This window comes from Acidaminobacter sp. JC074 (assembly GCF_022496765.1).
Lineage (GTDB): Bacteria > Bacillota > Clostridia > Peptostreptococcales > Acidaminobacteraceae > JABXKX01.
Window position 1 is genome coordinate 13,631 of sequence record NZ_VANV01000014.1, and the last position, 26,364, is coordinate 39,994.

27 protein-coding genes are annotated in these 26,364 nt (G+C 35.2%); 7 read left to right on the plus strand and 20 right to left on the minus strand.

Going from position 1 to position 26,364, the window contains the following annotated elements:
* Positions 1 to 103: 103 nt before the first annotated feature.
* On the plus strand, positions 104 to 790 hold the full coding sequence (locus EZV73_RS16080) for a response regulator transcription factor (protein ID WP_240841427.1): 687 nt from the start codon (positions 104 to 106) through the stop codon (positions 788 to 790).
* Positions 762 to 2,720 (plus strand): cell wall metabolism sensor histidine kinase WalK, encoded by a 1,959-nt coding sequence (locus tag EZV73_RS16085; protein WP_240841428.1) that lies wholly within the window; start codon positions 762 to 764, stop codon positions 2,718 to 2,720. The genes EZV73_RS16080 and EZV73_RS16085 overlap by 29 nt, the downstream gene beginning before the upstream one ends.
* Here EZV73_RS16085 and EZV73_RS16090 read toward each other — a convergent pair.
* Together EZV73_RS16090 and EZV73_RS16095 are read right to left on the minus strand one after the other, a co-directional pair.
* Positions 2,717 to 3,850 carry a YibE/F family protein gene (locus tag EZV73_RS16090; protein ID WP_240841429.1) on the minus strand — a complete coding sequence of 378 codons (1,134 nt, stop codon included), beginning with the start codon at positions 3,848 to 3,850 and terminating at the stop codon, positions 2,717 to 2,719. The genes EZV73_RS16085 and EZV73_RS16090 overlap by 4 nt on opposite strands.
* 3 nt (positions 3,851 to 3,853) lie before the next feature.
* A complete protein-coding gene (locus EZV73_RS16095) occupies positions 3,854 to 4,744 on the minus strand; it encodes a diguanylate cyclase (protein WP_240841430.1) in 891 nt (296 codons plus the stop codon).
* 79 nt (positions 4,745 to 4,823) lie between these two features.
* Between EZV73_RS16095 and EZV73_RS16100 the strand changes: the two genes are divergently transcribed.
* Positions 4,824 to 5,912 carry an ABC transporter substrate-binding protein gene (locus tag EZV73_RS16100; protein ID WP_240841431.1) on the plus strand — a complete coding sequence of 363 codons (1,089 nt, stop codon included), beginning with the start codon at positions 4,824 to 4,826 and terminating at the stop codon, positions 5,910 to 5,912.
* A 22-nt stretch (positions 5,913 to 5,934) separates the two neighbouring features.
* Here EZV73_RS16100 and EZV73_RS16105 read toward each other — a convergent pair whose 3' ends face one another.
* The 3 genes from EZV73_RS16105 to EZV73_RS16115 all read right to left on the minus strand — a co-directional run bounded on the left by EZV73_RS16105 (position 5,935) and on the right by EZV73_RS16115 (position 8,475).
* Positions 5,935 to 6,291: a PilZ domain-containing protein gene (locus EZV73_RS16105; RefSeq protein ID WP_240841432.1), complete on the minus strand. Its 357-nt coding sequence runs from the start codon at positions 6,289 to 6,291 to the stop codon at positions 5,935 to 5,937.
* 98 nt (positions 6,292 to 6,389) lie between these two features.
* Entirely contained in the window at positions 6,390 to 6,839 is a 450-nt protein-coding gene (locus EZV73_RS16110; RefSeq protein ID WP_240841433.1) for a MarR family winged helix-turn-helix transcriptional regulator, read from the minus strand.
* Positions 6,840 to 6,879: 40 nt separating this feature from the next.
* The gene (locus tag EZV73_RS16115) at positions 6,880 to 8,475 is read right to left on the minus strand and encodes an alpha-glucosidase (RefSeq protein ID WP_240841434.1); all 1,596 of its coding nucleotides are present in this window, start codon (positions 8,473 to 8,475) and stop codon (positions 6,880 to 6,882) included.
* An 84-nt stretch (positions 8,476 to 8,559) separates the two neighbouring features.
* On the opposite strand from EZV73_RS16115, the gene EZV73_RS16120 reads away from it, so the two are divergent.
* A complete protein-coding gene (locus EZV73_RS16120) occupies positions 8,560 to 8,943 on the plus strand; it encodes a VOC family protein (protein ID WP_240841435.1) in 384 nt (127 codons plus the stop codon).
* A 13-nt stretch (positions 8,944 to 8,956) separates the two neighbouring features.
* On the opposite strand, the gene EZV73_RS16125 is transcribed toward EZV73_RS16120, so the two are convergent.
* From EZV73_RS16125 to EZV73_RS16155, 7 genes are all read right to left on the minus strand, one after another.
* Positions 8,957 to 9,598, minus strand: coding sequence for an HAD hydrolase-like protein (locus EZV73_RS16125; protein ID WP_240841436.1), 642 nt, complete (start codon positions 9,596 to 9,598; stop codon positions 8,957 to 8,959).
* Between the two features lie 61 nt (positions 9,599 to 9,659).
* The gene (locus EZV73_RS16130) at positions 9,660 to 10,577 is read right to left on the minus strand and encodes an ArsA family ATPase (protein WP_240841437.1); all 918 of its coding nucleotides are present in this window, start codon (positions 10,575 to 10,577) and stop codon (positions 9,660 to 9,662) included.
* Positions 10,578 to 10,585: 8 nt separating this feature from the next.
* A complete protein-coding gene (locus EZV73_RS16135) occupies positions 10,586 to 10,861 on the minus strand; it encodes a hypothetical protein (RefSeq protein WP_240841438.1) in 276 nt (91 codons plus the stop codon).
* Positions 10,862 to 10,927: 66 nt separating this feature from the next.
* Complete coding sequence (locus EZV73_RS16140) at positions 10,928 to 12,541, minus strand: carbon starvation protein A (RefSeq protein ID WP_240841439.1); 1,614 nt, start codon at positions 12,539 to 12,541, stop codon at positions 10,928 to 10,930.
* A 25-nt stretch (positions 12,542 to 12,566) separates the two neighbouring features.
* The gene (locus EZV73_RS16145) at positions 12,567 to 13,058 is read right to left on the minus strand and encodes a hypothetical protein (protein ID WP_240841440.1); all 492 of its coding nucleotides are present in this window, start codon (positions 13,056 to 13,058) and stop codon (positions 12,567 to 12,569) included.
* Between the two features lie 109 nt (positions 13,059 to 13,167).
* On the minus strand, positions 13,168 to 13,920 hold the full coding sequence (locus EZV73_RS16150) for a LytTR family DNA-binding domain-containing protein (protein WP_240841441.1): 753 nt from the start codon (positions 13,918 to 13,920) through the stop codon (positions 13,168 to 13,170).
* A complete protein-coding gene (locus EZV73_RS16155) occupies positions 13,917 to 15,587 on the minus strand; it encodes a LytS/YhcK type 5TM receptor domain-containing protein (RefSeq protein WP_240841442.1) in 1,671 nt (556 codons plus the stop codon). Before EZV73_RS16155 ends, EZV73_RS16150 begins: the two co-directional genes overlap by 4 nt.
* A 126-nt stretch (positions 15,588 to 15,713) precedes the next feature.
* Between EZV73_RS16155 and EZV73_RS16160 the strand changes: the two genes are divergently transcribed.
* Complete coding sequence (locus EZV73_RS16160; RefSeq protein WP_240841443.1) at positions 15,714 to 16,421, plus strand: hypothetical protein; 708 nt, start codon at positions 15,714 to 15,716, stop codon at positions 16,419 to 16,421.
* A gap of 10 nt (positions 16,422 to 16,431) precedes the next feature.
* Complete coding sequence (locus EZV73_RS16165) at positions 16,432 to 17,178, plus strand: Sir2 family NAD-dependent protein deacetylase (RefSeq protein WP_240841444.1); 747 nt, start codon at positions 16,432 to 16,434, stop codon at positions 17,176 to 17,178.
* Between the two features lie 18 nt (positions 17,179 to 17,196).
* Here the strand turns inward: EZV73_RS16165 and EZV73_RS16170 are convergent, their stop codons facing one another.
* Positions 17,197 to 18,456 carry a diguanylate cyclase gene (locus tag EZV73_RS16170; RefSeq protein ID WP_240841445.1) on the minus strand — a complete coding sequence of 420 codons (1,260 nt, stop codon included), beginning with the start codon at positions 18,454 to 18,456 and terminating at the stop codon, positions 17,197 to 17,199.
* A gap of 98 nt (positions 18,457 to 18,554) precedes the next feature.
* Here EZV73_RS16170 and EZV73_RS16175 point away from each other — a divergent pair, with 98 nt between their 5' ends.
* Positions 18,555 to 18,812, plus strand: coding sequence for a hypothetical protein (locus EZV73_RS16175; RefSeq protein ID WP_240841446.1), 258 nt, complete (start codon positions 18,555 to 18,557; stop codon positions 18,810 to 18,812).
* A gap of 27 nt (positions 18,813 to 18,839) precedes the next feature.
* Here EZV73_RS16175 and EZV73_RS16180 read toward each other — a convergent pair whose 3' ends face one another.
* The 7 genes from EZV73_RS16180 to EZV73_RS16210 form a co-directional block, all read right to left on the minus strand.
* Positions 18,840 to 20,279 (minus strand): PLP-dependent aminotransferase family protein, encoded by a 1,440-nt coding sequence (locus EZV73_RS16180; protein ID WP_240841447.1) that lies wholly within the window; start codon positions 20,277 to 20,279, stop codon positions 18,840 to 18,842.
* Between the two features lie 2 nt (positions 20,280 to 20,281).
* Entirely contained in the window at positions 20,282 to 21,430 is a 1,149-nt protein-coding gene (locus EZV73_RS16185) for an alanine/ornithine racemase family PLP-dependent enzyme (RefSeq protein WP_240841448.1), read from the minus strand.
* 10 nt (positions 21,431 to 21,440) lie between these two features.
* The gene (locus tag EZV73_RS16190) at positions 21,441 to 22,013 is read right to left on the minus strand and encodes a helix-turn-helix domain-containing protein (RefSeq protein WP_240841449.1); all 573 of its coding nucleotides are present in this window, start codon (positions 22,011 to 22,013) and stop codon (positions 21,441 to 21,443) included.
* Between the two features lie 289 nt (positions 22,014 to 22,302).
* Positions 22,303 to 23,967 carry a methyl-accepting chemotaxis protein gene (locus EZV73_RS16195; protein ID WP_240841450.1) on the minus strand — a complete coding sequence of 555 codons (1,665 nt, stop codon included), beginning with the start codon at positions 23,965 to 23,967 and terminating at the stop codon, positions 22,303 to 22,305.
* A 128-nt stretch (positions 23,968 to 24,095) separates the two neighbouring features.
* On the minus strand, positions 24,096 to 24,662 hold the full coding sequence (locus EZV73_RS16200; protein WP_240841451.1) for a response regulator transcription factor: 567 nt from the start codon (positions 24,660 to 24,662) through the stop codon (positions 24,096 to 24,098).
* Positions 24,663 to 24,673: 11 nt separating this feature from the next.
* Positions 24,674 to 25,123: a hypothetical protein gene (locus EZV73_RS16205; protein WP_240841452.1), complete on the minus strand. Its 450-nt coding sequence runs from the start codon at positions 25,121 to 25,123 to the stop codon at positions 24,674 to 24,676.
* Between the two features lie 10 nt (positions 25,124 to 25,133).
* A complete protein-coding gene (locus EZV73_RS16210) occupies positions 25,134 to 26,228 on the minus strand; it encodes a leucine-rich repeat domain-containing protein (protein ID WP_240841453.1) in 1,095 nt (364 codons plus the stop codon).
* Positions 26,229 to 26,364: the final 136 nt, after the last annotated feature.

Consider the following 26,364-nt stretch of genomic DNA (forward strand, 5'->3'; position numbering starts at 1 on the left):
GCTATTGGTAATTTACCCGCTTTAAACTATAATGTAATAAAGTCTTAAGAAAATTATCTGTTTACCTTAAAAGGTCGTGGTTATAATGAAAATAGGAGGACTTATGAGAATATTAGTTTGTGATGACGATGTAGCTATTGTAGGTGCTATAGAAATATATCTAAAGAATGAAGGTTATGATGTAATCAAAGCTTATAACGGCCAAGAGGCCATTGATCTTTTAAAAGATCACGAAGTACATTTGATTATAATGGACATCATGATGCCATATATGGATGGTCTAAATGCCACTCATAAAATACGAGAAAAGTACAATATTCCTGTTATCATGCTTTCTGCTAAATCAGAAGACATGGACAAGATTATGGGCCTGAATATGGGAGCGGATGATTACCTAACAAAACCCTTTAATCCATTAGAACTCATTGCTCGAGTAAGATCGCAGCTTAGACGTTATACTTCACTGGGCAGTATTGCCGTGACTCATTCTACATGTCAATCAGGCGGCCTAGTCATCAATGACGAAACCAAGGAAGTCACTGTTGATGGTGAAAAGGTTAAACTGACAAGGATAGAATACAATATTCTTCATCTACTCCTTCAAAATGCTGGTATGGTCTTTTCCATTGACCATATCTACGAATCAGTGTGGAATGAACCTGCTTATCAACCAGAAAATACCGTTGCAGTTCATATTAGAAGGATACGCGAAAAAATAGAAATTGATCCTAAAAATCCAAAATATCTAAAGGTGGTGTGGGGTGTTGGATATAAAATCGAAAAGCACTAGAAAAAGAATAACCTTTGTTGTTTGTTTAATAATCATTACGGTAATTATTAATGCCATGTTTGTACTGACTCATAGGATGGATTCCTCAGTAGAAATTGTTGTTCAAAAGGATTTCTATCAAAGTTTTCAATTAAGAGATAATATCACACATTATCTCTATAATTTAACTGAGATATTAAACTACTACAAGAGCGAAGAAAATATTATTAGTGGTGGTACCCTCTTTATCAACGAAAATAGTCTCCCCTTTGACTTAAGACTCATCTATGAGGAGTTAGAGGATGATTTACGTAACGATGATGAATCTATTCCAGAATCTCTTGTTTTCGAAAAACTTGCTGAAGACTATCCCGAGGAATACAAAGCTTATCGCCAGGAAAAGATCAATAAGGATTTAGCTGATTACAGAGAAAAATTAAGTCACTTAGAGCAATATGGTGTAGAGTACTACATTGAATCAGAAGGCGTCAAATTGACCAATGTTCCTGATAAAAATAAGGATTACTTTTTAAATTCCAAAGTCTACTACACATTTGATGCTGACAATGTATTATCATCATTTACAGATTATGAGCCGCTCTTATATGGACTTCATGCATTAGAGTCCTATCCGCAAGACACGCTCTATCTAACAGTCAATAACACAACTTTAGAGAATCAGGCTAGAACTTGGAATATTGAAATGGGGATCTATAAACCCTCAATTATTTTACTCTTTGGCCTAGGTTTATTCCTTTTAGTAGGTTTCTTTTATATGACATACGAATACAAAACTGAGTATTTCCCTTGGGTAAAAAATTCTATGTACTTTGATCTAAAATTTATACTCTTTATGCTCTTTTCAGCTATTATCACCATGTTTGAGGTTGAGTATTACAGGTACTTCGGTTTATACCTTGTATTACCTGCAAGTTTGGTATTGTCATTTACCCTATTAAATGTTTATTTGTCTGTTGTGAAACACTATCATGATAGAAATTTTGTAAAGAGCATATTGGTCTTACAGGTCTTCTTTAACATCTGTAAATATATAGGGACAATCTTTGCAAAACTGCCAACCATGATACGGATGATCCCAACCCCTTTTAAGGCAAAAGACTTGGACAATATCATTCACGGTGTTCGGTCTATTTCCAATGGTGACCTAGACCACAGCATTCAGACCAGAACCTCAGGTCTTTATAAGACCCTAGCTGAAGACATCAATACAATTACAGATGGTTTAAAAAATGCTGTACAAAATGAACTTAAAAGTGAAAGGATGAGAACAGAGCTTATCAGTAATGTTTCCCATGACATAAGGACACCTCTGACATCCATCATCACATATGTAGACTTGATAAAAAGGACAGACGATCCTGAAAAGAAGGATGAGTATTTAAAGATCATTGATCAAAAGTCACAAAGGCTAAAGAACCTAACAGATGACTTGTTCGAAGCTTCTAAAGTCAACAGTGGCAATATACCGATCAACTTAGAAGTCATCGACTTACAGTTTCTATTGTCTCAGTGTCTAGGTGAGCTTAGTGAAAAGATGTCGGATTCAGGACTAGAATTTGTCATCAATTATTATCACCACCACAAGCTTGCTCTTGTAGATGGAAATCTGATGTTTAGAATCATTGAGAACGTCATGTCAAACATCTTCAAGTATTCACTAAAGAACAGTCGGGTTTACATCAATATTGAAGAAGATGACGACTACTTGATGCTGATCTTTAAAAACATCTCAGCTTTCCCTCTAAATGTGGAACCCCATGAGTTGTTTGAGAGATTTAAAAGAGGTGATGCTTCTAGAACGACTGAAGGCAGCGGCCTTGGCTTGTCTATTATGGAAAAACTTATTTATCTGCAAGATGGCAGACCAGAAATTCATATTGACGGGGACTTGTTTAAGGTCATCGTAAAAGTGAAAAAGGCAGAAGCTTAGCTTCTACCTTTTTTGTATATTAGACTAGCAATCAATGCTGTAAAGGGTACCGTTAAAACAATACCGATAGAGCCCGCTAATCCTTGTATCAACTCCACTGATAAAAATGGCATGTTGATCAGCTGGACAAACTCCATATTGTAGCCCCAAATAATCAGCATAAGACCTAATGAGCCACCCATAAAAGCGAGTATCAAGGTGTTGGACATGGTACCCATGATATCTCTACCAATGCTCATACCTGATTTATAGAGCTGCTTGACGGTTAGTTTTGGATTCAACTGATAAATCTCTTGTATCGATGATGCAATAGACATACTTACATCCATAACTGCTCCCATGGATGCAATTAGAATAGATGCAAATAAAAGACCTTTTACCTTAACACCATACTCTAGTGCGACATAGACAAGCTGAGTTCCCTTGTCCATATTCACAGCTGTGATATTTGCCATCTTACCAAATACAAAGGCAATTAGGCCTGCTGCAATAATTCCCATCATGGTGCCTAATATGGCCACAAATGATTTTTCATTGTAACCACCAATCAGAATAAAGGATACAACTGCAGAAATGATTGCACATATAATGGTGATGACAATTGGGTGAAAGCCATTAAAGATCATTGGCACCATGACAAATATGAACATGGTGGCTGTAAAGAGTAAGGCAACAATTGAATAAAAGCCCTGCTTACCACCAAAGTAAATCATAACACCTAAGAAAAGAGCTATTAGGATATAAAGTACCGGTGAACGTTTATGTGCATACACCCATAAATCTGGGCCTTCATCGTTTTCTGTGATGCCAACAATAATACGCTGACCCTCATGGCAAACAACCTGATGTCCTTGATCGATGGTATTGATGACATCTTGAATAAAGCCCTTGTGTTTACCTGTTAAGACTTCTAAAGCAAGTACTTGTCGACCAACTACCAAATCCTCAACAACTGGATCATCTTCTAATCTTTCTTCTAAAACCAGTCTGACGATGGCTTCTTCATAGTCTTGAGTATAAAAACTCGGTATGTTCATCTGGTCTTTAATCATACCAGATACCATAATAATTATGGGAATAAGTATAATGGTTACAGCTAATATTATTTTATGTATTTTATCTTGATTCATTTTTTATCCTATCGTTACTCTATTACGACCATTTTCCTTACTAGTATACAAAAGCTTATCTGCTCTCTTAAAAATACTATCTATATCATCATCACCTGCTAGTGTTGCACCAATTGAAATGGTTACTTTCAGCGGCGGATCATATTGTCGTAGTGATGATCTTTCTACTAATAACCTTATACGCTCTAAAGCAGTGTAAAAGTTTTCATCATTTACATCTTTTATAACAGCTACAAACTCTTCTCCACCCCATCTGCCAATGAAATCATGTCCTCTTAGAGCCCCTTTGAAAACTTTTGCCAACATAACAAGAACCTCATCACCAACATCGTGACCATAATTATCATTAAACTTTTTGAAAAAATCTACATCCATGATGGCAACACCAAAGGAAATCTTATTCACCCTATTTTCCTCTATTAAATGGTCTAGTCTATTATCTAAATACCTTCTGTTAGGTAATCCAGTTAATTGATCGTAATAGGCCAATTCCTTCAACTCATCTAAATGCTGGATTAATTGAGTTTTGTCTTCATCGGTTGAAAAGGTTTCTACAGCCCCAATAATCTCTTCATCTTCATATATAGGTACGACATGTACATGAGTCTTTATGCGCTGTCCTTCCTTGTGATCTAAATAAACAACAGTCTCTCGCTCCTGACCATCTTCAAGTGTTTTATGTAGGGGACATCCGTTTTTACACAAGTAAATCCCGTCCTTATCCATATGATTAAGTATATTGTTATAACAATGACAACCGGTCACTTCATTTGCCTTAAACCCTGTGATGGCTTCAGCACCTTTATTCCAAAATGTTATCTTCCGCTCCTTATCAACAAAATAGACACCATCTTTGATGTTCTCTAATATATTCTTATAAAAATCTTTACTCATGACTACCTCCATAATATTATGATAACACATTCACTCGATTAGAGCATTTAAAAACGGGTATAAAAATAGCGGAGGTCATATGAAAAAATTAATTCTTATCATCTTATGTATTTTTCTTATGGGATGTCAAGAAGATACCATAAAACTTGGCTTTACAGCCGGTTTATCCGGCATATTATCTGACGAGGCTATTGCTACTAGAAATGGCTTTGTTTTGGCTGCAGAGGAAATTAATGCAGCAGGTGGTATCAATGGCAGCCTGATAGAAATCACTACAAAAGATGATGCTTCAACTTTAGAAGGACTGGCAAGTGTGAACCAAGAATTTCATGATGAAGGCATTCATCTAATCGTTGGTCCATTCATCTCTAGTCATGAACCGGAAATAAGGGTCGGCATGAAAAATTTCAACCATTTGTATATCAGTCCAACCATTACTTCTTCTAATCTATCCAATGAAGACGATCAATTTTACAGAGTTATTGGAGATACACATATGATGGCAAGTGGTATTTATGACCTAATCGCCTCTACAGATGTAAATAGCATTGTGATTATTCAAGATACCGATAACTCACAGATGACTCAAACCATCAAAGAAGATTTAACAAAGTACATCATATCTGGAGATGTTGAATTACTAGGTGTACTGGAACTGAGTAAAAATACTGACTTAGTCGCTTTGGTTGATCAAATTGATTTTATTAGACCTGATGGTCTTGTTTTCCTAACAGGTTCTGTACATGTCTCTGAGCTAATACAACTAATGCAAATAAAAGACCTTCATTTGACTAAGTTTGTCTCTACTTGGGCTTTATCAACAGAGCTTATTAAAAACAGCGGCAAGGAGTCTGAAGGTGTATTAGGTCTTGGCTTCTATGATGCTTATAGTCAAGACGAGAAACTTCTTTCTTTTAAAGAAAAGTATTATGAACGTTTTTCAACAGAACCTGCATCTACAAGTATTCTGGCCTATGATGCCGTATATCTATTTAAGGCAGCAATTGAAAAGAGTGGTTCAGCAGATGTAGAAAGTGTAAAGAAAGCCTTAGATGAATTAGATGAGGTTGAAGGTTTTACAGGCAATTATTATCTCAATGAATATGGAGACGCCATCAGAGACTATAAGAAATTAAAGATTATCGACGGTCAAATAAGAGGCTACTAAAAAAGACATCTTACGATGTCTTTTACTTTGCCTCTAATATACTGTCACCTTTAACAAATTGCTGTAAATGCCTAAACAACATGTTATTATGACCAATTATCTCTAAACCATACCTATGAAAAACGTAATTGGTGTTGTGCCATTTTATCTGAGTCATTACCTGATATGGAATATTCTCTAAATAAAATGTAAACTCTAAAGTAGAATTTTTAGGTAAGGGCAGTCTTGTAACTATACCCAGTCCACCCAAGGAAACATCAAAAGCTTCCATCATAACAGGTGTTTCAAAATTAACCCTTTCACCCAAGTCATTATAATAATGATAGCACCAAAGTTTTACTCGATACGGTACCCTCTCATGTACCCTTGATTCCCCCATAATATCTCCTTATAGACATCATTTTACATGTTATCACATAAAATAGCAATATAGAGCTACTAATATCATTATACCGAATATAAGCCATTTAAAACGTCTTACCCGCTACTTTCAATCTTAGTATTTATGGTTGTAATTATTTGATCCAGGGTCGCCTTGGTAATCTCCAAATCTTTATCATCGATGGCATCTAGTATGACCTCTATCAACTCGCCTCTTTTGATCATCAAATGATTGTTGACAGTCTTGCCCTCATCTGTTAAATAGAGTCTCTTCTTTTGACCATCTTTGACCTTATAAACCAAGTCTCTCTTAACCAAATCTGATACATAATGAATGATGTTCTTTTCATCACGTTTATAAATGACTGCAAGTTCCGATTGAGTCGAACCTTCATATCTATAAATCATGCCTAAGAGTGCCTGTAATGAATTGGGCAGTTGATAACTCTCATCTATTACCTTAGAAAAATTGGACATCATTGTTCTAAGAAAATAGGCTCTATCAATGATGTCGTATACTTTTTTATGATGTTCATATGGATCCATAAGCTCTCCTTTTATCCATTTAATCATAAATAGATAAAACTTACAAGCTGTAGACTAGGGCTTCATATGGTCTGATTTCTTCATCACTATCTTGATAGTTAGAGATTATAAGATGACCTTGATCTAGACCTTGAGGCTTTGAAATCACTTTATCAGTATGGTTTAAAATAACCAAGAGTTTCTCATCCATATAGGTTCTTTCATAAACAAACAAGTCTGGATGATCTGAATAAAGTCTTTTAAAGTCGCCATATACAATCACATCATGTTTCTTACGTAAATCAATCAGTTTTTTATAGTAATAGAAGATAGAAACTTTATTTTCTAGACATTCTTTTACATTGATATCCTTATAGTTAGGATTTACTTTTAACCAAGGCTGACCAGATGTAAAGCCGCCATGTTGACTTGAATCCCATTGCATAGGTGTTCTAGCGTTGTCACGACCATCTGCATAAATACCTGTCATCATTTGATCGTGGGAAAGCTTTTCTGGTACAAGATCATGATAGGCATTGATAAGTTCAATGTCTCTGTAGTCAGAAAAATCATATTGAACATTTGTCATACCAATTTCTTCACCCTGATAGATATAAGGGGTGCCCTTCATCATATGAATCATAGTCGCAAGCATCTTAGCAGATTTATCTCTGTAGGCTTCATTGCCGTATTTAGATACCACTCTAGGCAAATCATGGTTGTTCCAGAATAATGAATTCCACCCATCTTCTTTAAGTTCTACCTGCCATTTTGACAAAATGTCTTTGATGACTGAAAAATCAACTGGTTTAGATGCCCACTTGCCAAACTTCTCATCATGAAAGGCTGTTACATGTTCAAACTGAAAAACCATAGAAAGCTCATTTCTTTCAGGCTTTGAATAAAGCTTTGCAATCTCAGGTGTCGCACCCCAAGTTTCACCAACTGTAACAATGTCTCTATGACCAAAGGTCTTTTGGTTCATCTCCTGAAGTCTTTCATGAAGGGTCGGACCATTTCCTACAATCTTCTTATCGATGTTCTTTCCTATTAAGTCAATAACATCCATTCTAAAGCCACGGATACCTCTATCTAACCACCAGTTCATCATCTGATAGATATCATTTCTCATCTTCTCATTGTCCCAGTTTAGATCAGGTTGCTTCTTAGAAAACAAGTGAAAATAATACTGGTCTGTCTTTTCATCATAATCCCAGGCAGGACCAGAGAATGTTGAAATGATGTCATTTGGATAGTCCCCTTGACCATCTCTCCAGATATAGTAATCTCTATAAGGATTGTCCTTAGATTTTTTAGATTCAACAAACCATTCATGTTCATCAGAAGTATGGTTAACTACCAAGTCCATCATAATCGAGATGCCCTTTTCATCACACTTCTTAATAAGTTTATCCATTTCTTCAAGGGAACCAAATTCACTTGCAATGTTTTGATAATCGGATATATCATAGCCATTGTCGTCCATTGGAGAAGTATAAACAGGACTTAACCATACAATATCTACACCCAAATCCTTTAAATAGTCGATTTTCTCTATGATACCATTGATATCACCAATGCCATCTCCATTAGAATCCTTAAAACTTCTAGGATATATCTGATAAATTACCGAATCATGCCACCACATTTTCTTCATAAAATCACTCCTTTTTTTGAAGTATATCTATTTGCATGAGGATTATCAATAGGTGTATAATACACCTATACAGGAGGAGGATTTATGGCAAAAATAACAGGTTTAGGTGGCGTCTTTATTAAAACTAAATCAGAAGTTACTAGACTGCTGGAGTGGTATAGAGATGTCTTAGAACTAGATATCACTGAGTATGGACTCAATTTCTTAGTCCCAAATGAACTCACACTCATCACATTTGAAGCATCTGAAGGTGAAACAGTCCTAAACTTCACTGTAGATAACCTAGATGACTTTATTAACATGCTTAAAGAGAAATCTGTACAAATCACCAGTCCTATCAAAGAATATGACTATGGCAAGTTTGCACAGATTAAAGATCCTTTTGGAAACATTGTTGAACTATGGGAAACAAGGTCAGACAACTACATTCAGATGGTAAGAAAAGAAATTCACGATTATAAAAAGTAGCAGAAAATATCTGCTACTTCAATAATAAGCTTTCTAGTTCATTAACATCTTTAACAATATATGTGGCCCCTGCTTTTTTTAGTTCTTCAAAATCACCATAACCATACAAGACACCTATAGAATCCAGGTGATGCAAGTTGGCCCCTTCTATGTCATGGTGTCTATCTCCAATCATAACAAGACCTTTTGAATCTCCAATATTATTAGATTTTAAGGCATAATCAATCACATCACTCTTCTTTATTCTTGTCTCATCCATAGTAGCGCCTGCTATAAAATCAAAATAAGCATCCAAGTCGTAATGCTTTAAAATCTTTACAGCAAAAGCTTCTGGTTTAGATGTAGCTATTATCAATCTTTTGTTCATATCTTTGAGTTTCTTCAGCATGATCTCAATACCTTTAAAAACATCACATTCAAATATACCTTTTTCTGAATAATACTCCCTAAAGAATGCTACCGCTTCCATGGGATCAGAAATCTCATCGTATTTCCTAAAAGAGTCTATTAAAGGTGGTCCTACAAAAAATCTTAAATCCTCAAAATTTTCATATTGAATGCCGTATTTTTTTAAGGCATAAGCTGCTGCTCTTGTTATACCAGGTGCAGAATCTGTGATGGTACCGTCTAGATCAAATAAGATTGTATTATACATGCTGTCTCCTTTTTATATGTTTTCTATATTATAAGCAAAAAAAATAACACTGTAAACAGTGTCACTTTCTAAAGTAGTCTGCCATTTGATCAATGGAAGATGCCTTCATATCACTTTGAAACATTGGTATCTTATAGATATGTGATACATCAAAGGATTCATTGATTTCCTCTAAATATTTGGTCTCACTCAACTTTTTATTTTTCCAGAACTCGTCTTTTGATTCAGGTAAGATTCGATTAACCACCAAAGATTGAACCGGTATTTGATACTTCTTTAAAAGCTTCACAGCCTTTTTAGTTTCTTCTATAGGCAGTCTTTCAGCATTCATTACAAAGACAAAACTCAAGCTTTTTTCATCCATCATAATATGACGAGCTTTTTCTAAATTTTCTTTTCTCCTCATGAGAATCTTGATGATAGGATCTTGTTCTGATTCTTTACCCTTGGCTCGGTCTACCATTCTTTTTAAAGCCATTGTCTTACGGCGTTTCCTTAAAAGTGTATCCATCCATGCACCAAGCATTTCAGGCAATGATAAAAGTCTAACCGTATGACCTGTCGGTGCTGTATCAAATATGATGTAATCATAATCAGCAGAGGTCTTATTGATGATTTCAATCATCTTGTCAAAAAGAGCTGATTCATGAGAACCTGGTGATACTCTAGCTGCATCTAATTGCTGATTCATTTCATCTAAAATAATAGGACTTACAATTTGACTCATGTTCCCCTTGATCATTTTAATGTAGTCATCTGCTTCTTTTTGTGGATCAATTTCTAGTGCATCTAAATTGTCTCTTAAAGGCACAATTTTAGGACCAATTTTTCTTTCAAATAAATCTGATGTTGAATGGGCTGGATCTGTTGATACCAATAAAACTTTATGACCTTCACTGGCTCTTTTTACTGCAAATGCAGACGAGCATGAAGTTTTGCCTACGCCGCCTTTTCCACCGAAAAATAATATCTTACTCATACACACTCCTAGGGATCCATATCTAGTGAAGCGCCTCTTGCTTCCCAAACAGATTTCTTGCTGTCCATGCGTTTCATCCAATCTTCCAACTCATCCCCTAGGTAGGGCAAGAGTTCTAATGCATAATAGGTTGTGGGCATATCAATCCCAAGTAAATCAGAATAACATAACATCATAAACTGATCCATGGTTTCATCTGCTTCAGCTTCAATATGATGAACTGACCGTCCCTTTAAATCCAGTGCGCCTTCAAAAAAAAGCTTTATATTTTCTAGAAATGACATAATAACTCCTTAGAAAATGAAGCATAGGCATAGCCTATGCTTTTGTTAAACTTATTATACTTGTTATTAACCAACTTTTCTATTCTCTAGAGAAGAAGTATTTCTAAATGCCTTAAATGCTTGTACAATCAATACGATTGCTAAAACAAACAATGCAACAGAGAAGAATAAAAGTACATAGTTGGTTAAGTTTGCTAAGATTAACTGATAAAGTGCAGTTAATGTTACAGCGAACATAAAGAACATTGGGATTGTTGCCATTCTATGCTCTTTACCCATAGCCTTAAGCCAAACACCTAGAGCCAGTAAGGCAATCGCAGATAATAATTGGTTTGCAGAACCGAATATCGGCCAAATAGCAGTCCAACCTTTAAATGCTAACATACCACCGAATGCTACTGTAATACCAGTTGCAACAAATCTATTTGTTAAAACTTTAGTTGTTGGTGATAAAGTTTCGCCTCTTGTAGTGAATGCCTCTTGGAATATAAATCTAGCAAGACGTGTTGCTGTATCTAATGATGTTAATGCAAATGCAGAAATAGCAAGTGCTGTAAAGCTTGTACCAACTTCTGCTGGTAAACCAAATGATGACATAAAGTTACCTAAACCAGTTGAGAAGATAGTCACTGGGTTAGCTAGTTCAGCAGCCTTATCAGCTGAAATATATGCAACAGTAATAAGTGCGATAACTGCTAATACACCTTCAATTAACATAGAACCATAACCAACTAGTTTTATATCTTTTTCACTGTCTAACTGCTTAGAAGTTGTACCAGAACCAACTAATGAGTGGAAACCTGAAATTGCACCACATGCTACAATAACAAATAGCATAGGGAACATTGCCTTACCACCAACATTAAATGCTACAACTGGTGCTAACTCCATACTTGGATTGGCAATAAAGATACCGACTAAGCCACCAATTAACATAGCATACAATAAGAATGAGTTTAAGTAATCTCTAGGCTGTAATAAGATCCATACTGGCGTAACACTTGCCACGAAGATATAACCTAATAGAATAAACATCCATGCTTCTTTTGATAATGCAAGTGGGAACATGTTACCTAACCAAATACATACAACCAATAAGATAACACCAATAACAGAACCAACTGTTAAGCTCACACCTCTTCTGTATACGAAGATACCAAAACCTACTGCAATTGCAATAAATAATACTGAAGCTGTTGCTGCCTCAGGTACACTTACAAAAGTACCTGCAACAATATTTGTAAATGCTGCAACAACTAATAGTAATGTTAACCATGAGAAAACTGAGAATAACTTTTTACCTGAAGAACCGATATTTTCACCGATAACTTCACCTAAAGATCTACCATCGTGACGAACTGATGCAAATAATGCACCCATATCATGTACACCACCAAAGAAGATTGATCCGATTAGGATCCATAAGAATACTGGTACCCAACCAAAGATTGCTGCACCAATTGGACCTACAATTGGTCCAGCTCCTGCAATTGATGAGAAATGATGCCCCAACAAGACTGGTGCTTTTGCCGGTAAATAATCTACACCGTCATTAAGCGTATGCGCTGGTGTTTTTCTGTTGACATCAATGCCCCATTTCTTTGCCAAGAATGCACCATAGGTTGCATATGCTGCTAAAAAAACAACAACTGCGATTAAAACCAAAAACATTGCACTCATATTATTACCTCCCAATAATATATAATTAGTTCATAATAAACCTTTGAAGATCTGGTCTTCCAAGTTTATTAGTTATCCCGTCCTTTTGAACAGGATCAATTAACATAATTTTGGTGTTTACCCACCCCTTTAAGCCTAATGAAAAACTCTTATAGTACTTAAACTTTTCAATTCTCTTTTTCGTTTTTTCATCTGGCATAGGCCCTTCTAAGATAAACGTTAAAACACTTGACATATGCTCATCATCTTTATTCACGATCTGGTCTAAGTTATCTCTTATAAAGTCTTTAATCCAAGTTAAATCATCTGAAGTAATTTCACGATCTATTTTCTTGTGGAAAATATACTCATTACTTGTAAATGCATAGACTTCTACATTCTTAAGAAGCATGTATTTTGCATTTCTCTGATTAAATGTGGCAAATAAATCAAACTTCTCACGACCCAGTTCATAATTTTCTTCGATATCAAAGTAAGCTTCTAAGCTTCCTTTGAGATATTCTCTATATCCAAGCATAAAAAAATCTCCTTTCAAGACTACTTAAATTATAGTCTTAAAAAGAGAAATATTAAGAAATTATAAACTCAGATACCCATATTGGTGACTTAGTTGCACAAAATGAGGATTAAATTATGTTCATGAGGTCTTTAAAATTTTGAACGTAGTTTCTTGATATAGGAATCTTCTCCTCTATACCTTCTAGATCTACTTGGTAAGTCCTGTTAAACCAAGGTTCAATATGGGTGATAAAGGATACATTAATCAAATAAGATCTGTGACATCTAAAGAAATTACCATCAAATAACTTCTTCTCAAACTCTTGAAGTGTTGAGGAAGAAATATATTCATCATTTCTCGTTTTGACCATAGCTCCTTTATTTTCAGCCTTTACATAGATGATATCTTCAAACTTCACAGGAACAATCTTACCGTTTTTATGAAAACAAACATGCTCTTTCTTGTCTTTATTCAGCTGCAAAAGCAGTTGACCGATTTTATTTTCATAGTTCAGTTCATCTACATGCTGGACAATCCGATCAAGACTGGCTTGTAATCTTTCATCAGAAACAGGTTTCAAAAGATAATCAACCGCATTGAGTTCAAAGGCCTTTATGGCGTGATCATCATAGGCTGTCACAAATACAACATGACAGGCTACACCATGCTCAACTAAGGCTTCAACGACTTGAATGCCATTCATAATAGGCATATTGATATCGATAAAGAGCACATCGAAATCCAATGACTTAACTGCTTCTAAAAGTTTCTTGCCATTATCATATGACTCAACTATATCAAATCTATAGTCCTTAGATATTAAATATGAGAGCTCATCACGAGCTGGTTTTTCATCATCAACGATGATACATTTGATCATACACTCACCTCACCAATACTTACCATCACCTTAGTGCCATTGTTCTTTTCAGATTCTATATCAAACTCATAATCATGACCATAGATGACCTTAAGTCTTTTCTCCACATTCATAAGGCCGATCGAATCATCATTGATTTTGCCATCCATGCCGACACCATCATCTTCAACTTCTATACGCAAGAACTTGTCTTTTTCATAAACCCTAATATGAATGGTTCCAGTGGATTCTTTAGGAAAAATCCCATGTTTAACTGCGTTTTCTACAAGTGGCTGAACCAATAAAGGCGGTACCTTTCTTTCTATTTCTTGATCCACTTCATAGATGATTTGAAGTTTGTCACCAAACCTTGCTTTCTCAATTTTTAAGTAAGCTTCTATATGTTTCAGTTCATCTTTAATAGGAATCATATCCTTGTTAAACTGCATGTTGTTTCTATAATAATCCCCTAAATGAATCATCAGTTCACGGGCCTGATCTGGATCAGTTCTTATCAATGAAACAATGGTGTTAATAGCATTAAATAAAAAGTGGGGATTGATTTGAGCTTGTAAGGCATTGAGCTCAGCCTTGTCTCTTAAACTCTTTTCTTCTTCTATTTGACTGAGTTCAAGTTGCGTTGAAAACAAGTTGGCAAGTCCTATCGCCAATTCCTCATCTACCCTCTTGATGTCATTTTCCTTATCTTTATAAAGTTTTAAAGTACCAACGGTCTTTTGCTTTAGCTTAAGTGGTACAAGTATTGCACTTTTAAGATTATGTTTCGAATAAAACTCATTAATGGCATGAACATTTTGATTGATTAATGGCTCTCCAGTCATAAGTACATGCCTGGTCATATCAGTTTCAATGTTCTCACCAACTCTTTTATGGTCATTTCCCATACCCGTATGGGCCAGTATGCTGACTTCATCTGTCATGGCTACAGCAGAAAAATCAGTCATCTCCAAGATAATGTCGGTTATGGCTATAGCCGCTTCTGAAGTTAAACCCATCCTAAAAAACTGTGATGTTCGATCTGCAATCCTTAAAGTCTGCTCGGCTCTAAAGGCTGCTTCTGAATCCTGTAGTTGTTTGATATTTTGTGTAATGGCTATAAAGACTGCGATACCTATGGCATTCATAATAATCATAGGTCCACTGATAATAGATACTAGATTTTCAGCATATGCTAGTGGTCTTACTAACAAAAGTAAAATAGCCATCTGAAGTATTTCTGCTACAGAACCTGTTAGCCATGCAAATATAACAGGTTTTGATGTCCGCCAAAAGCGATGACTTAAATAACCTGCAAATACACCTTCTACAATAGTGGATACCGCACATGCAAAGGAAGTCATCCCACCAGGATCAATCATATATCTATGAATGCCTGCAAAAGCACCTGCCATGGCACCAACCAAAGGGCCTCCTAACAGACCACCTACTACAACACCGATGACTCTAGTATTGACGATTGCACCTTTAAAGGCAATACCGCTTAAAGATCCCAATATCCCCAGTCCGCCATAAAAAAGTGCCATAATGACCTTCTCACTAAAGGTCAAAGCATCCTTTTTTACGAAGACATTTTTGAACGCACTTGTCTTAGAAAAAACAAACGCCAACATAATAATCAAACCAACTCTATTTGTAAGTTCTACAAAGAGTTCCAACAATTCATGCATAAATACCTCACATTTTCTATATGTACTTATTGTATTATTAATCCGCATAAAATCAAAGTTTTTTTCATATTCTATCGATTTGCAAAAGTATTTCATGCTAAAATTATGATAATGAAAGGAAATATTATGGGAAGATATAATCGAAGTACAGGAAAATACAATCATTCTACTAGTAGATACACCATTAGATTGCCACGCTATAATCAAGACCCTAAATACAAGCCTGAAATCATCATTAAGCCCGAGAAAAAAATCAATAAAAAAAAGCTGTCTTCTGACTTTGCAAATTTGGCAGAAAAACTAGAAGTCACACCTGATAACTGGAATACTTCTATTGAACTGCCAGAAATTGAAGCATTTGAAGAGCTTGCAGAAATAGAAGCTTTTGTTACAAGCAAATCCGATTTCGAAGAGATAACTCTAGATGATTCTTTTCAAGTTGAAGATATAACTTTAAAAGATTCAATTCAAGTTCATGAACAGGCGAGTGATAATGAACTTAATGACATGTTCATAGAAAACCTGATTAGTGTAGAAAATGTGCCTGAAAAAAGATATGAACTTCCGAGTAAAGAAGAAAAAAAGGTTCATCAAGAACAAATTAGGCCTCTTAATCGATCTTATCAGGAAGAAACTAGGGTCTACGATGAAGAAACCATCAACCATATTCTTGAACATGACTTAGATAAGATTGTAACTACAGAACCTAAAAGAAGGGATTTTTCACCTCCAAAATATGATCCAACAGAAGATGAGTTTGATCTAGAAAAGTTAAAACCTTTTGCTGGTGTGATTGTATTTATACTATTTATCCTATTCAGAGGATGTTCTTAAGGAGGTAATTATGAAACCTATTGAAAGATTAGCAGGTGCTTTAAAAGCATCACCTGCAGTTGTTTTTACTGGCGCAGGTGTCAGTACCAATTCGGGTATCCCAGACTTTCGTAGTGAGACAGGATTCTATAAGAAATATCATGAAGATGATTTGGCCATCGAAGCTTATTTCGATGATCCTGATAAGTTCTTTACAGCCTTTTGGGAGAAGTTTTCTAGTGTCTTTGATGCACAACCAAATGATAGCCATAAGATACTTGCTGATTTAGAAAAAGCTGGCTATGTTAAGGGCATTATTACGCAAAATGTTGACCGTCTCCACCAAAAAGGTGGCTCAAAAAGAGTCATTGAGTTTCATGGTAATATATTTGATTATGACTTAATACATGTGACTGATAAGAACCGACAACTTTATAGGATTATTAATTCGGATGTTCCCGTTCATTCTATTATGGACGGTAATCAACTGGCTTATAGGCAAGGTAAATACATATATAAGCCTCAAGTTGTTCTTTATGGAGAAGGAATTACCAAATGGTCTGAAAGTCTTTTGCTTTCAAACGCCGTCAAGACACATATCATTATCGGAACATCCTATGTGGTATCTCCCTTCAACATGATATCCTACAATAATCCTAATAAGGACCTTGAGGTTTTTGTCATCAATAAGGAACCCATTGATTATCAAGGACATGCTACCCAAATCATTGGGGATTGTTCTGAAATCCTAAGAGAATTAATGACCTACTTAAAATAATGCACCTAATCAGGTGCATTACTCAATTCTATCTTTTCCATTTCTCTTTGCAGATAAAAGATTCATATCAGCAGTCATAATCATTTGGCTGTAAGAAAAGTGCATATAGGTGGAAACACCACCACTGATTGTGACTTTTAGTCCTTCCTGTTCAAACTTAATTTCTGAAATAGCTTGTCTTATCTTATTGGCGACCTGATAACAAGCCTCTTTACTGGTATTAGGCAGTATGATTAAGAACTCCTCACCACCATATCTTCCAACTATATCAGATTCTCTAATGGTATCTTCAATGGTTTCAGCAACCCTTCTCAAGACTTCATCACCACACTGATGACCATAGGTATCATTGACCTTCTTGAAGTAATCTAAATCCAGTAAGATAATAGACAAGTCTTCATCATAACGCTCAGACCTAATGCATTCCTCTTCTAATCGATGAATGATGTATTTATGATTGAATACCTGGGTTAAGCCATCTGTTATAGAAACCTTTAGCAGCTTCTCATTGGTCTCCTCTAATTCTTTCATCAAGATGTGTTGCTTGATATGATTTTTAATCCTTACTAAAAAGGTGTTTGCATCAAATGGTTTCACAATAAAATCATCTGCGCCTGAATTTAAGATATGAGAGATGGTCTTAAAGTTAGAAGTTGATGAAATCATAATGATGATATTATCCTTCTCAACGGACTTTAACTCACTGATTAAAGCTTCACCAGTCGTTTCAGGTAGTACCAGGTCTATAATATATATATCATAGTCTCTATCACTTTCTAATAAAGAGCTGGCATCTAGAAAATAATCTACATTGGTCACCTTATTAAGTTCAAATATGTTCTGAATGATTTTAACTGTTAAAATAGAATCATCAATGACTGCCACCTTAAGTGATTTCATAGTCACAAGCAGATCTTCATTTAATTGAATGGCATTGATATAGGTCTTTAACCTATTATGATTGAAGTTCTTTTTAAGCTGATAGTCTACAACACCAAGATTAAAAAGCTTCTTTCTAATCTCGAGATTATCATATGATGTCAATACAACAATAGGTGTCATAGAATTTTTTGAGTCAGCTATTAATTCAATAAGACCTTCTCCATCTAAATCATCCAGTTCAAGACCTGTGATCAAGAGATCGATTTTCTCCTTTTCTAAAATATCAAAAGTCTCCTTTACACCAGTTGATTCTAGATACTCATGACCTAATGATTCTATGATATCTCTCGATGCTTTTCTAATCATCTTACTATGTTCAACATGTAATATTTTCATACAGACCTCCACATTTATATATGCCCGTTTTTTCGAGATTTATGCAAAATTCATACGGTTCATAACCTTTTTATGATACAATCTAGTCAGGAGGTAATATGAATACATCATCCAAAGATACAATAATGTTTTGTCTTCAGTTTATAAAAGACAATTTTGAAGAAGCAAGTCAGAGAACCATGTGTCGAACTTGGTTAAAGACTGCTACTGATACAATCGCAAAAGAAAACGAAGGCAGTAGTGATTTCGTAATCAACGAACTTAAGGACATTGATGGCTACCTTTCTGGCGCCAACGCTTCAATGACTTCTGTTGACGTATTAACAAAATTGGATACAATCTTTCAATTATTATAAAAAATAAGCTCTTACGGTTGTAAGAGCTTATTTACTAGAACTAATTATTTCAGCCAATGTTTTAATAGAGCTTTCTAATTCATCATATGGTGCATAAGAATACGATATCCTTAAGGAATGATTAGAAGCAGCCTCATATATATAACCTGGATTGAATAGGACTTTCTTGTGATAGGCCGTCTCAAACACGCGAAACATGCTGATATCCTTATGAATATCTACCCAGATATAAAAACCGCCTTTCGGTCTTTTCCAAGTAGCAAAGTCAGAAAAATACTTGTCTAATAGAGCCATGGTAAAATCCAATCTTTGTCTAAGGTGTTGTCTAACATAGGTCATATGCTGATCGTATAAACCAGACGATAAGTATTTGGCAACTATCAACTGTGATATAGAGCTTGAACCATAATCCATTTGCATTTTAATATCTGCAAGTCTATTGATAACCGTTTCAGGGCCAACAACCCATCCAATCCTTAAGCCTGGACTTAAGGTCTTTGAGACACTGCCTACATAAAGTACATTGCCTATCTTATCCATAGATTTTAGGCTAGCAGGTGGCTGATCATCCAACCACAAATCTCCATAAACATCGTCCTCTATGATAGGCATTTTAGATTTATAACAAATATCTAATAACCTTTTTCTTCTCTCCTCTGACATAACAAAGCCAGTAGGATTTTGAAAGTTTGGAATGGTATATAGAATTGATGCATGGTTGCTAGGAATCTTATCGACAATCTCATCTGGTATTAATCCATCTTCGTCTATAGAGACCCCCATCCTTCTCATACCAAGTGTTTGTAATATTTGAAGCGAATACAAATAAGAGGGTTTTTCCACAAAGACTGTTGAGCCCATCTGGAGAAGCCCCATGGTAATCAACTGAAAGCCCTGAAGGGCCCCTGATACAATAAGTATATTTTCGGGTTTAACATTTATGTTTTTCTTAGAAAGATACTCACATAAGGCTTCTCTTAAAGGCACCATTCCCGTTGGCCATTCATAGCCTAAGTGTTCAATTTCTGAGGATAAATCTTGTAAGATTTTCCCCATACTCTCTTTTGGGTATATCTCAGGAGACAACTCACCAGAGCTCAGACGTCTCATAGTCGTATCAGGATCAGAATCATTGATCATTTTAATAGTTTTATAATTAGGCAAATGGATGCCTTCTTCAATGTAATTTACCCATCTGGTCTGAGACAGGGCTAAAAGCGGAACCGTCGATGCAACCACAACCATACCAGCTCTTCCTTTACCTTCAATTAAACCATCTGATTTTAAAATATCAAGCGCAGTAACAATTGTAGACCTGTTAACACCAAAAGTTTCGGCTAAGGTGCGCTGAGTCGGTAATTTAGAACCAATGGGCCAGTGCCCCTCATTGATTCTTTCTTTCATATATTCAACTATCTGTTTTTTTACTGGCAGTGTTTTGTCTGGTTTCCAATCAATTGTTATCATATTTATCCTTTAAATACTTTGTATACGTCTGAACTTAGTACTGCAAACAACATAGGCTGATAGTAGAGTTCAAACTCTATCACGTCACCTAATATATAGTCTGTATCATCAAGTGCTACTATTAAATGATCACTACTTGACCCTACTACTAATATTCTATCATCTTTTGGAATAAGTTTCTCGTGACTTCCTATATCTTGTTTGCCTATAGCTAGTATACCTCTCTTTTGGATCCCATAATCAATATACTCAGGTTTATTACCAAAGGCATCATAAAGCATTTCACCTATGGGGTATGATGGCTTTTCCTTAAGCTCAACCAGCTCAGCTTTTATAACAAAACTGTCTGTTTCTAAAGGCAAATCACATTCATAAAACTCACCTAGTTCTCTTCCCAATAAAACTGACTCCCCTATACGCAAATGGTTGATCCTACTTGGTAAACACCCTTCAAAGATAAGTGGTATGGTAGATGTTGCACCGCCTGAAATAATGTCCAGTTTTCTATTTAATTCACTTTCAATCATTTCAGCAACTTCAACTAACTGAGTCATATTATCACAAGTCGGCCTAATGGAACCATAGCAGCTTAAGTTGGCACCAATCCCCTTTAGGTTTATATGATTCATGCGTTCAACCTCTTTAGCAACTTCAATCATCTCATCTACATCAAAATAACCTTCTCTTAAATCACCTAAATCCATCATCAAAATAATGTCATGGCTTGTCTTCTGTTCTTTACATGCCTGGTTAAGGGCTTGAATGGTCTGGAATTCTGAATTTAAGCTGATGTCTGCATATTTAACAACATCCTCTATTTCAGATAGCATTGGAATTCTTAAGAGCATGGTTTCTATATCTAAAAAGGATTTAATTCTTTTTAAATGACTCATTCTAGAAGAACCCAGTGAATCAGAACCACATGCCACATAAAGCTCTGCTACTTGATTCATAGAAGCACATCCCTTTATGACACTGGTCATCTTAATACCTTCCTTATTTAAAAACGTCGTCAGAACATTCAGATTATTTTTTATCTTATTTTTATCAATTTCCAGTCTCGGATACATAGACACCTCCATCTTTACCTTATTGTAAACAATAATAAGAAGGATGAAATCACCCAAACCAGTTCTTTTGCCTCCAACCAAAAAAGACCACCTAGGTGATCTCTATCATATCTTTTTCTGGATAATATATTATTGTATAAGCCTTAACCGAACCTTTGCCAATGTTTTTATAAGAATGCTCCACATCTGCTGCAAATCTTATAGAATCCCCTTCGTAGAGTTGATAAATAGTATCTGCAATGTTGATCTCTAGTGTGCCTTCATGAATCATCAGATATTCCATAATGCCTTCTCTATGGCCATCTGAATGGATAATATGAGATTCCTCAATTTCTTTTACATAAACTTCAATATGCTTTTGTGGATCAAAAGGAAAAATGGTTTTGATGCAATAGCCTGTTTCCGTTATGGTTGGTGTACAATCATGATTTCTTACTAAAGTGATTTCTCTCTTCTTTTCATTCATCAACCAAGAAATAGGAATCTTTAAACCATCTGCTATCTTCCACAATGTTGTTATCGAAGGGTTCATCTCCGCCTTTTCAATACCACTTAACATGGTCTTGCTCACCTTTGTCAACTCCGACAACTGTTGTAAAGTTAATCCCGCTTTGTTTCTATAATTATACAAATTGAGACCAATACATTTTTTTAATTGTTCCATTTATCCTCCCAAAATAACAATAACGCATAAAATGCGTTATTGGATATGATGAGTCATAATTGTTACGGGGTCGTGTAACAATGCTTGGGGAAGCTTATATGATATCATCACGATAAACAATATAATGAACTTATGTCCTATATAAAGAATACGCCAATAATTTAACAATGTCAATATAAAGAACAAAATATTAATATAATGAATTTCCAAAGCTAAATGTCAAGCTATAGGCCTTATATTACGCCTAATAACATCTTATACACCTTAAAAAATGCAGCTTTAAGCTGCATTAATTAATTGAAGTTTTAACTTTACTTTCATTTTTACTTATATGATTATTAAAGATCTGGATATAGTCAGTCAACTTATTCTTCTTTGAAAAGGCAAGGTTTGCAATTTCCTGATCACTCTCTATATACTTATAAGGTGCTTTATGTATATTTGCCTTAACAACTTCATTTAAATAATAGTCACCAACATTTTCATCCATAATCAAAACATCTATTTGACCCTTAAGAAGTTTCTTAAACATGATGCTCTCATTGACATTGTCAATCTTGTTAAGTCTGGCATCTGTATCAAACTTAGAAAAATACTCATACCCTTCTACCACGCCAATACGCTTGTCAGATAAGTCTTCATAAGTATGAATAGGCTCATTCAAATAATAAAAGGCAAAGCTACATTCATCGCGATAACAATTAGAGAAGTCCATATACATGGTTCGCTCTTTAGTCTTTGCGATATTAGGAATCATATCTACAACACCATCTCTAAGCATTTCAATGGCGTCATCCCAATTGGCTATTTTAAACTCCAGCCTCACATCTGTATCTTTAAAAGCCTCTCTAAGCATACTAACATCTCTACCACTGAACTCATCTCGAACGTCATCATAAATGTAATAGGGCTCATTGGGTGTAGAAACAACTTTTAAGACTTTCTCCTGCTTTTGCTTTTCTTCTAGACCAATCGCCATATCTCTCAACAGATGAATGGTATCTGATAATATCTTAAGGGCGCTGTTTTGCTCATCGAGTCCCATACTGATATCATCTGTGTTCTTTGCAACTTCCTCAACAGCCTGATCTAAATCCTGTATCAAGACCCTTACATCAGCAAATGATTTTAACATATCTGCTGAGGACTGCTCTACCATTTGATTCATATCATATAAAGAAGCTGTTGAAGATTGAACATGACTTAAATCTGCTCTTGAGCTTTCAAGTGATACTTCCTGTACATGTATCTTGTCTATTGTATCTGACAAGTTGCTTCTTGTATTGTTAGAAATGGTAATGATATCTTTAATCAAATCTGTGATTTGGATGACAACATCAGATGTCTGCTGTGAAAGCTTTCTGATTTCCTCTGCTACAACTGCAAATCCCCTTCCAGCTTCTCCTGCTCTTGCCGCTTCAATAGATGCATTTAAGGCAAGTAAGTTGGTTTGATCTGAGATCTGGTCAATAGAGTCTATCATGGCCTCAGCTTCAGATGTTTTAGTTGATAAACTATCAACATAGGCCACAGTGGTATCTAGAGAACGACTGACCTCAGAAAAAGCTTCAATAGACTGTACTATATTATCCACCTTTTCAGAAACTGTGCTGGACGCTTTTTTTGCAACACTTGATATTTCTACAGTTTGACTGGAATTGCTTTCAATCTGTTCAAAAACCTTGTCTACATGATCAGTAATTGAACTCAGATTAGCGGTCTGTTCTTCTGTACTTGCAGACAAGAGCACCACTCGATTTAATAGATTCTGCATTTCAATTGAAAACTCATCTGTAAAAGATGAAAACTTATTACTCAAATACAAGGCCTTGTTGGATTCATCAACAAGATACTCTTTCTTAACGATTTCTTTTACCTCTGGCTTCTTATTAAGCTTGACAAGTAAAACAATATTAACAAGCAATGATAGCAAAAGTAATACAATCCATAGCATAATAGCCCTCCTTCTCAGAAAATTCTGATATCTCTAAGCCTTATATTACCTTATAATTCGAGATAAATCTACTTAATAATATCTTAACTCAGTATTTTTAGATGCAAAAAAATAGTGAACCCTAGAGCTCACTCATGAAATATCTTTTTAAATTCTCCTCTAGAAGTCACTTCAGTTTTCTTATAAATATGTTGAATATGCTTCTTTACGGTTGATTCCGCTATAAAAAGACATCCTGCAATTTCAGCATTGGATTTTCCCTTTAACAACTCCCTGGCAATCATGATCTCTCGGTCAGATAAGTTATATTTACTTCTAAGCACTTGTTCATCCACCTGTTTGGATGCTTGTTTATGGGTTAACTCATAATAAACAAAGCCAATTAAGTAAATTAAAATACCATACAAAATGGGTTGCAAAGGTGAATAAAAATCAACAGCTGAAGTTCTTGAAAACTCTTTAATGAATAAAAGGGTTGTTGTAAATATACTGGTTATGACAACTTGATAGGCAAAAAGTGTTTTAAAATCTGCATGACTTTTCCAAGAAGATGCAATAGTTAGGAGTGTTGTTCCTAGTACCATGGCAAGTAGAACTCTTAAGTTAAATATCCTAACAATCTCAAAATCAACAACGATCATAGTCGTTATAAGAAATCCTACCAATACGATCCCATTAATAATATACTTTCTCATGAGATCACCAACTAATCATTCTTATGCTCTAGATCGATGATGAGAGATTTTATTTTAAACCGTATAGGCATCAATATGATGATTGCAGTTAAGCTGTAAAAAAGCGTAATTAGAGAGACTGAAACAGATGGTAAAAAGATATTGGGTCTTTGATTACCTTGTAATAGTGCGATTAAGCCAAGCACAGTACCATACAAACCGCTGGTTAAAAGCAAGGCCTGAAAGGCTGTTACAGAAAGCTTTGCCCTGTAGAGTTCATGGAGATTGTATGGATTTTTCTTGATAAACATAATTCTTACAGAGCGCTTGAAGTCTCTCCATAAGCCTGTTACAAGCAAGAGGGCTATAGATACACCAAATACAACAATCAACGACAAGCTATCAAATACATAAAACAATCCTGAACCAAATACAGCCAACATCATAATAATAAGCGTTACAATTAATGCTATTAGATACATGGTAACCTCCCTACTGCATATAGATACGTGTGTTTTCTAGTTTCTCAAGTAGATGGATGTTTTTTATTTTATTACCGCCTAGATTAACCCACACCAACTGATTTAGGTTTACCAGCGGCTTAACATCCTCAATATCATTCATTCTTAAATTCAACTCTTCTAAATTTGTCATCTTCTCAAGCGCATCTATTTCTATAATATTATTATTCTCAAAATCAATTACCTTTAAACCATTCAAAAATTTTATGGCAGAAATATCTTCGATTTCATTAAATCCAGCTGTTAGCTCCTCTAACTTTTCAAGATACGCCAATGAACTGATATCAGAAATCCTATTTTCATCAATACCCAACCGTCTTAAATTAACCAGCCCTTCTAAAGGTGATAAGTCTTCTACATGACAGTCCCATAAGAACAAAGTTTCCAATGATGTCAGGTTTTTAAGAGATGTTAAATCCTTTACAGGTCCTAGACTTAAATTCAGAGATGTGATATTCTCTAGGTTTTCAAGCGCACTCAAATCCGTGACATTGTTGCCTAATATACAGAAATATTCTATCTTCTCAAAGTTACTTACAGCAGAAATATCTTCAATACCATTACTGCATACATCTAAATCTCTTATCTCCTTCAAATCCTTGATTTCATCAAGGTTGTTCAGATGATTGCCTTCTAAACCTAGTACTTTTAGATTAACAAGATTCTCTAATCCTCTTAAATCTTCTAGTTCATTATCAAACACATCAATTTTCTCTAGTTTAGTCAAACTTGCCAATGGTCTTAAATCACTGACTCGATTACTCGATATTTTCAATACTCTTAGATTAACAAAATGTTCAAGGCCATCAAGCTTTTCTATATTTCCCTGAACAATACTTAAAAACTCAACTGAAGCTGCCTCTTCATAGGAAATCTCACCATCCCTGTTAATATCAAGATAGGACTCTCTAAACTCATAGTTCTCACTGGTACACTTTAATAAAAGAGCTTCTTTTAGAAATGGATCTTGAAATTCAATAAACTGACCCCCGGGCACTTCTGACTGTGAACAGGCAATCATAACCAGTCCAATTAAAAATATAATCCAAATTTGCCTTATTCTCATAAGTCAACTCCCCCTTTCTACTTAAATCATACGATAATCCATCTTTCAAATAAATTACTCTATGGGCGTAAATAAGTAGTAAAAGAGTAGAATTCAGGGCTTAATATAAAGCGTAGCAGTTTTCTGCTACGCTAAG

What these genes read in the sequence shown, in the direction of transcription:
- EZV73_RS16195 (WP_240841450.1), bottom strand. Translation starts at nt 23,967, where the DNA reads ATGCTATGGATTGTATTACTTTTGCTATCATTGCTTGTTAATATTGTT.
- EZV73_RS16135 (WP_240841438.1), bottom strand. Translation starts at nt 10,861, where the DNA reads ATGTCATTTCTAGAAAATATAAAGCTTTTTTTTGAAGGCGCACTGGAT.
- EZV73_RS16105 (WP_240841432.1), bottom strand. Translation starts at nt 6,291, where the DNA reads ATGGGGGAATCAAGGGTACATGAGAGGGTACCGTATCGAGTAAAACTT.
- EZV73_RS16120 (WP_240841435.1), top strand. Translation starts at nt 8,560, where the DNA reads ATGGCAAAAATAACAGGTTTAGGTGGCGTCTTTATTAAAACTAAATCA.
- EZV73_RS16130 (WP_240841437.1), bottom strand. Translation starts at nt 10,577, where the DNA reads ATGAGTAAGATATTATTTTTCGGTGGAAAAGGCGGCGTAGGCAAAACT.
- EZV73_RS16180 (WP_240841447.1), bottom strand. Translation starts at nt 20,279, where the DNA reads ATGATAACAATTGATTGGAAACCAGACAAAACACTGCCAGTAAAAAAA.
- EZV73_RS16150 (WP_240841441.1), bottom strand. Translation starts at nt 13,920, where the DNA reads ATGATCAAATGTATCATCGTTGATGATGAAAAACCAGCTCGTGATGAG.
- EZV73_RS16165 (WP_240841444.1), top strand. Translation starts at nt 16,432, where the DNA reads ATGAAACCTATTGAAAGATTAGCAGGTGCTTTAAAAGCATCACCTGCA.
- EZV73_RS16145 (WP_240841440.1), bottom strand. Translation starts at nt 13,058, where the DNA reads ATGCTTGGATATAGAGAATATCTCAAAGGAAGCTTAGAAGCTTACTTT.
- EZV73_RS16175 (WP_240841446.1), top strand. Translation starts at nt 18,555, where the DNA reads ATGAATACATCATCCAAAGATACAATAATGTTTTGTCTTCAGTTTATA.
- EZV73_RS16210 (WP_240841453.1), bottom strand. Translation starts at nt 26,228, where the DNA reads ATGAGAATAAGGCAAATTTGGATTATATTTTTAATTGGACTGGTTATG.
- EZV73_RS16090 (WP_240841429.1), bottom strand. Translation starts at nt 3,850, where the DNA reads ATGAATCAAGATAAAATACATAAAATAATATTAGCTGTAACCATTATA.
- EZV73_RS16160 (WP_240841443.1), top strand. Translation starts at nt 15,714, where the DNA reads ATGGGAAGATATAATCGAAGTACAGGAAAATACAATCATTCTACTAGT.
- EZV73_RS16095 (WP_240841430.1), bottom strand. Translation starts at nt 4,744, where the DNA reads ATGAGTAAAGATTTTTATAAGAATATATTAGAGAACATCAAAGATGGT.
- EZV73_RS16110 (WP_240841433.1), bottom strand. Translation starts at nt 6,839, where the DNA reads ATGGATCCATATGAACATCATAAAAAAGTATACGACATCATTGATAGA.
- EZV73_RS16170 (WP_240841445.1), bottom strand. Translation starts at nt 18,456, where the DNA reads ATGAAAATATTACATGTTGAACATAGTAAGATGATTAGAAAAGCATCG.
- EZV73_RS16115 (WP_240841434.1), bottom strand. Translation starts at nt 8,475, where the DNA reads ATGAAGAAAATGTGGTGGCATGATTCGGTAATTTATCAGATATATCCT.
- EZV73_RS16125 (WP_240841436.1), bottom strand. Translation starts at nt 9,598, where the DNA reads ATGTATAATACAATCTTATTTGATCTAGACGGTACCATCACAGATTCT.
- EZV73_RS16080 (WP_240841427.1), top strand. Translation starts at nt 104, where the DNA reads ATGAGAATATTAGTTTGTGATGACGATGTAGCTATTGTAGGTGCTATA.
- EZV73_RS16155 (WP_240841442.1), bottom strand. Translation starts at nt 15,587, where the DNA reads ATGCATGAATTGTTGGAACTCTTTGTAGAACTTACAAATAGAGTTGGT.
- EZV73_RS16205 (WP_240841452.1), bottom strand. Translation starts at nt 25,123, where the DNA reads ATGTATCTAATAGCATTAATTGTAACGCTTATTATTATGATGTTGGCT.
- EZV73_RS16140 (WP_240841439.1), bottom strand. Translation starts at nt 12,541, where the DNA reads ATGAGTGCAATGTTTTTGGTTTTAATCGCAGTTGTTGTTTTTTTAGCA.
- EZV73_RS16200 (WP_240841451.1), bottom strand. Translation starts at nt 24,662, where the DNA reads ATGAGAAAGTATATTATTAATGGGATCGTATTGGTAGGATTTCTTATA.
- EZV73_RS16190 (WP_240841449.1), bottom strand. Translation starts at nt 22,013, where the DNA reads ATGGAACAATTAAAAAAATGTATTGGTCTCAATTTGTATAATTATAGA.
- EZV73_RS16100 (WP_240841431.1), top strand. Translation starts at nt 4,824, where the DNA reads ATGAAAAAATTAATTCTTATCATCTTATGTATTTTTCTTATGGGATGT.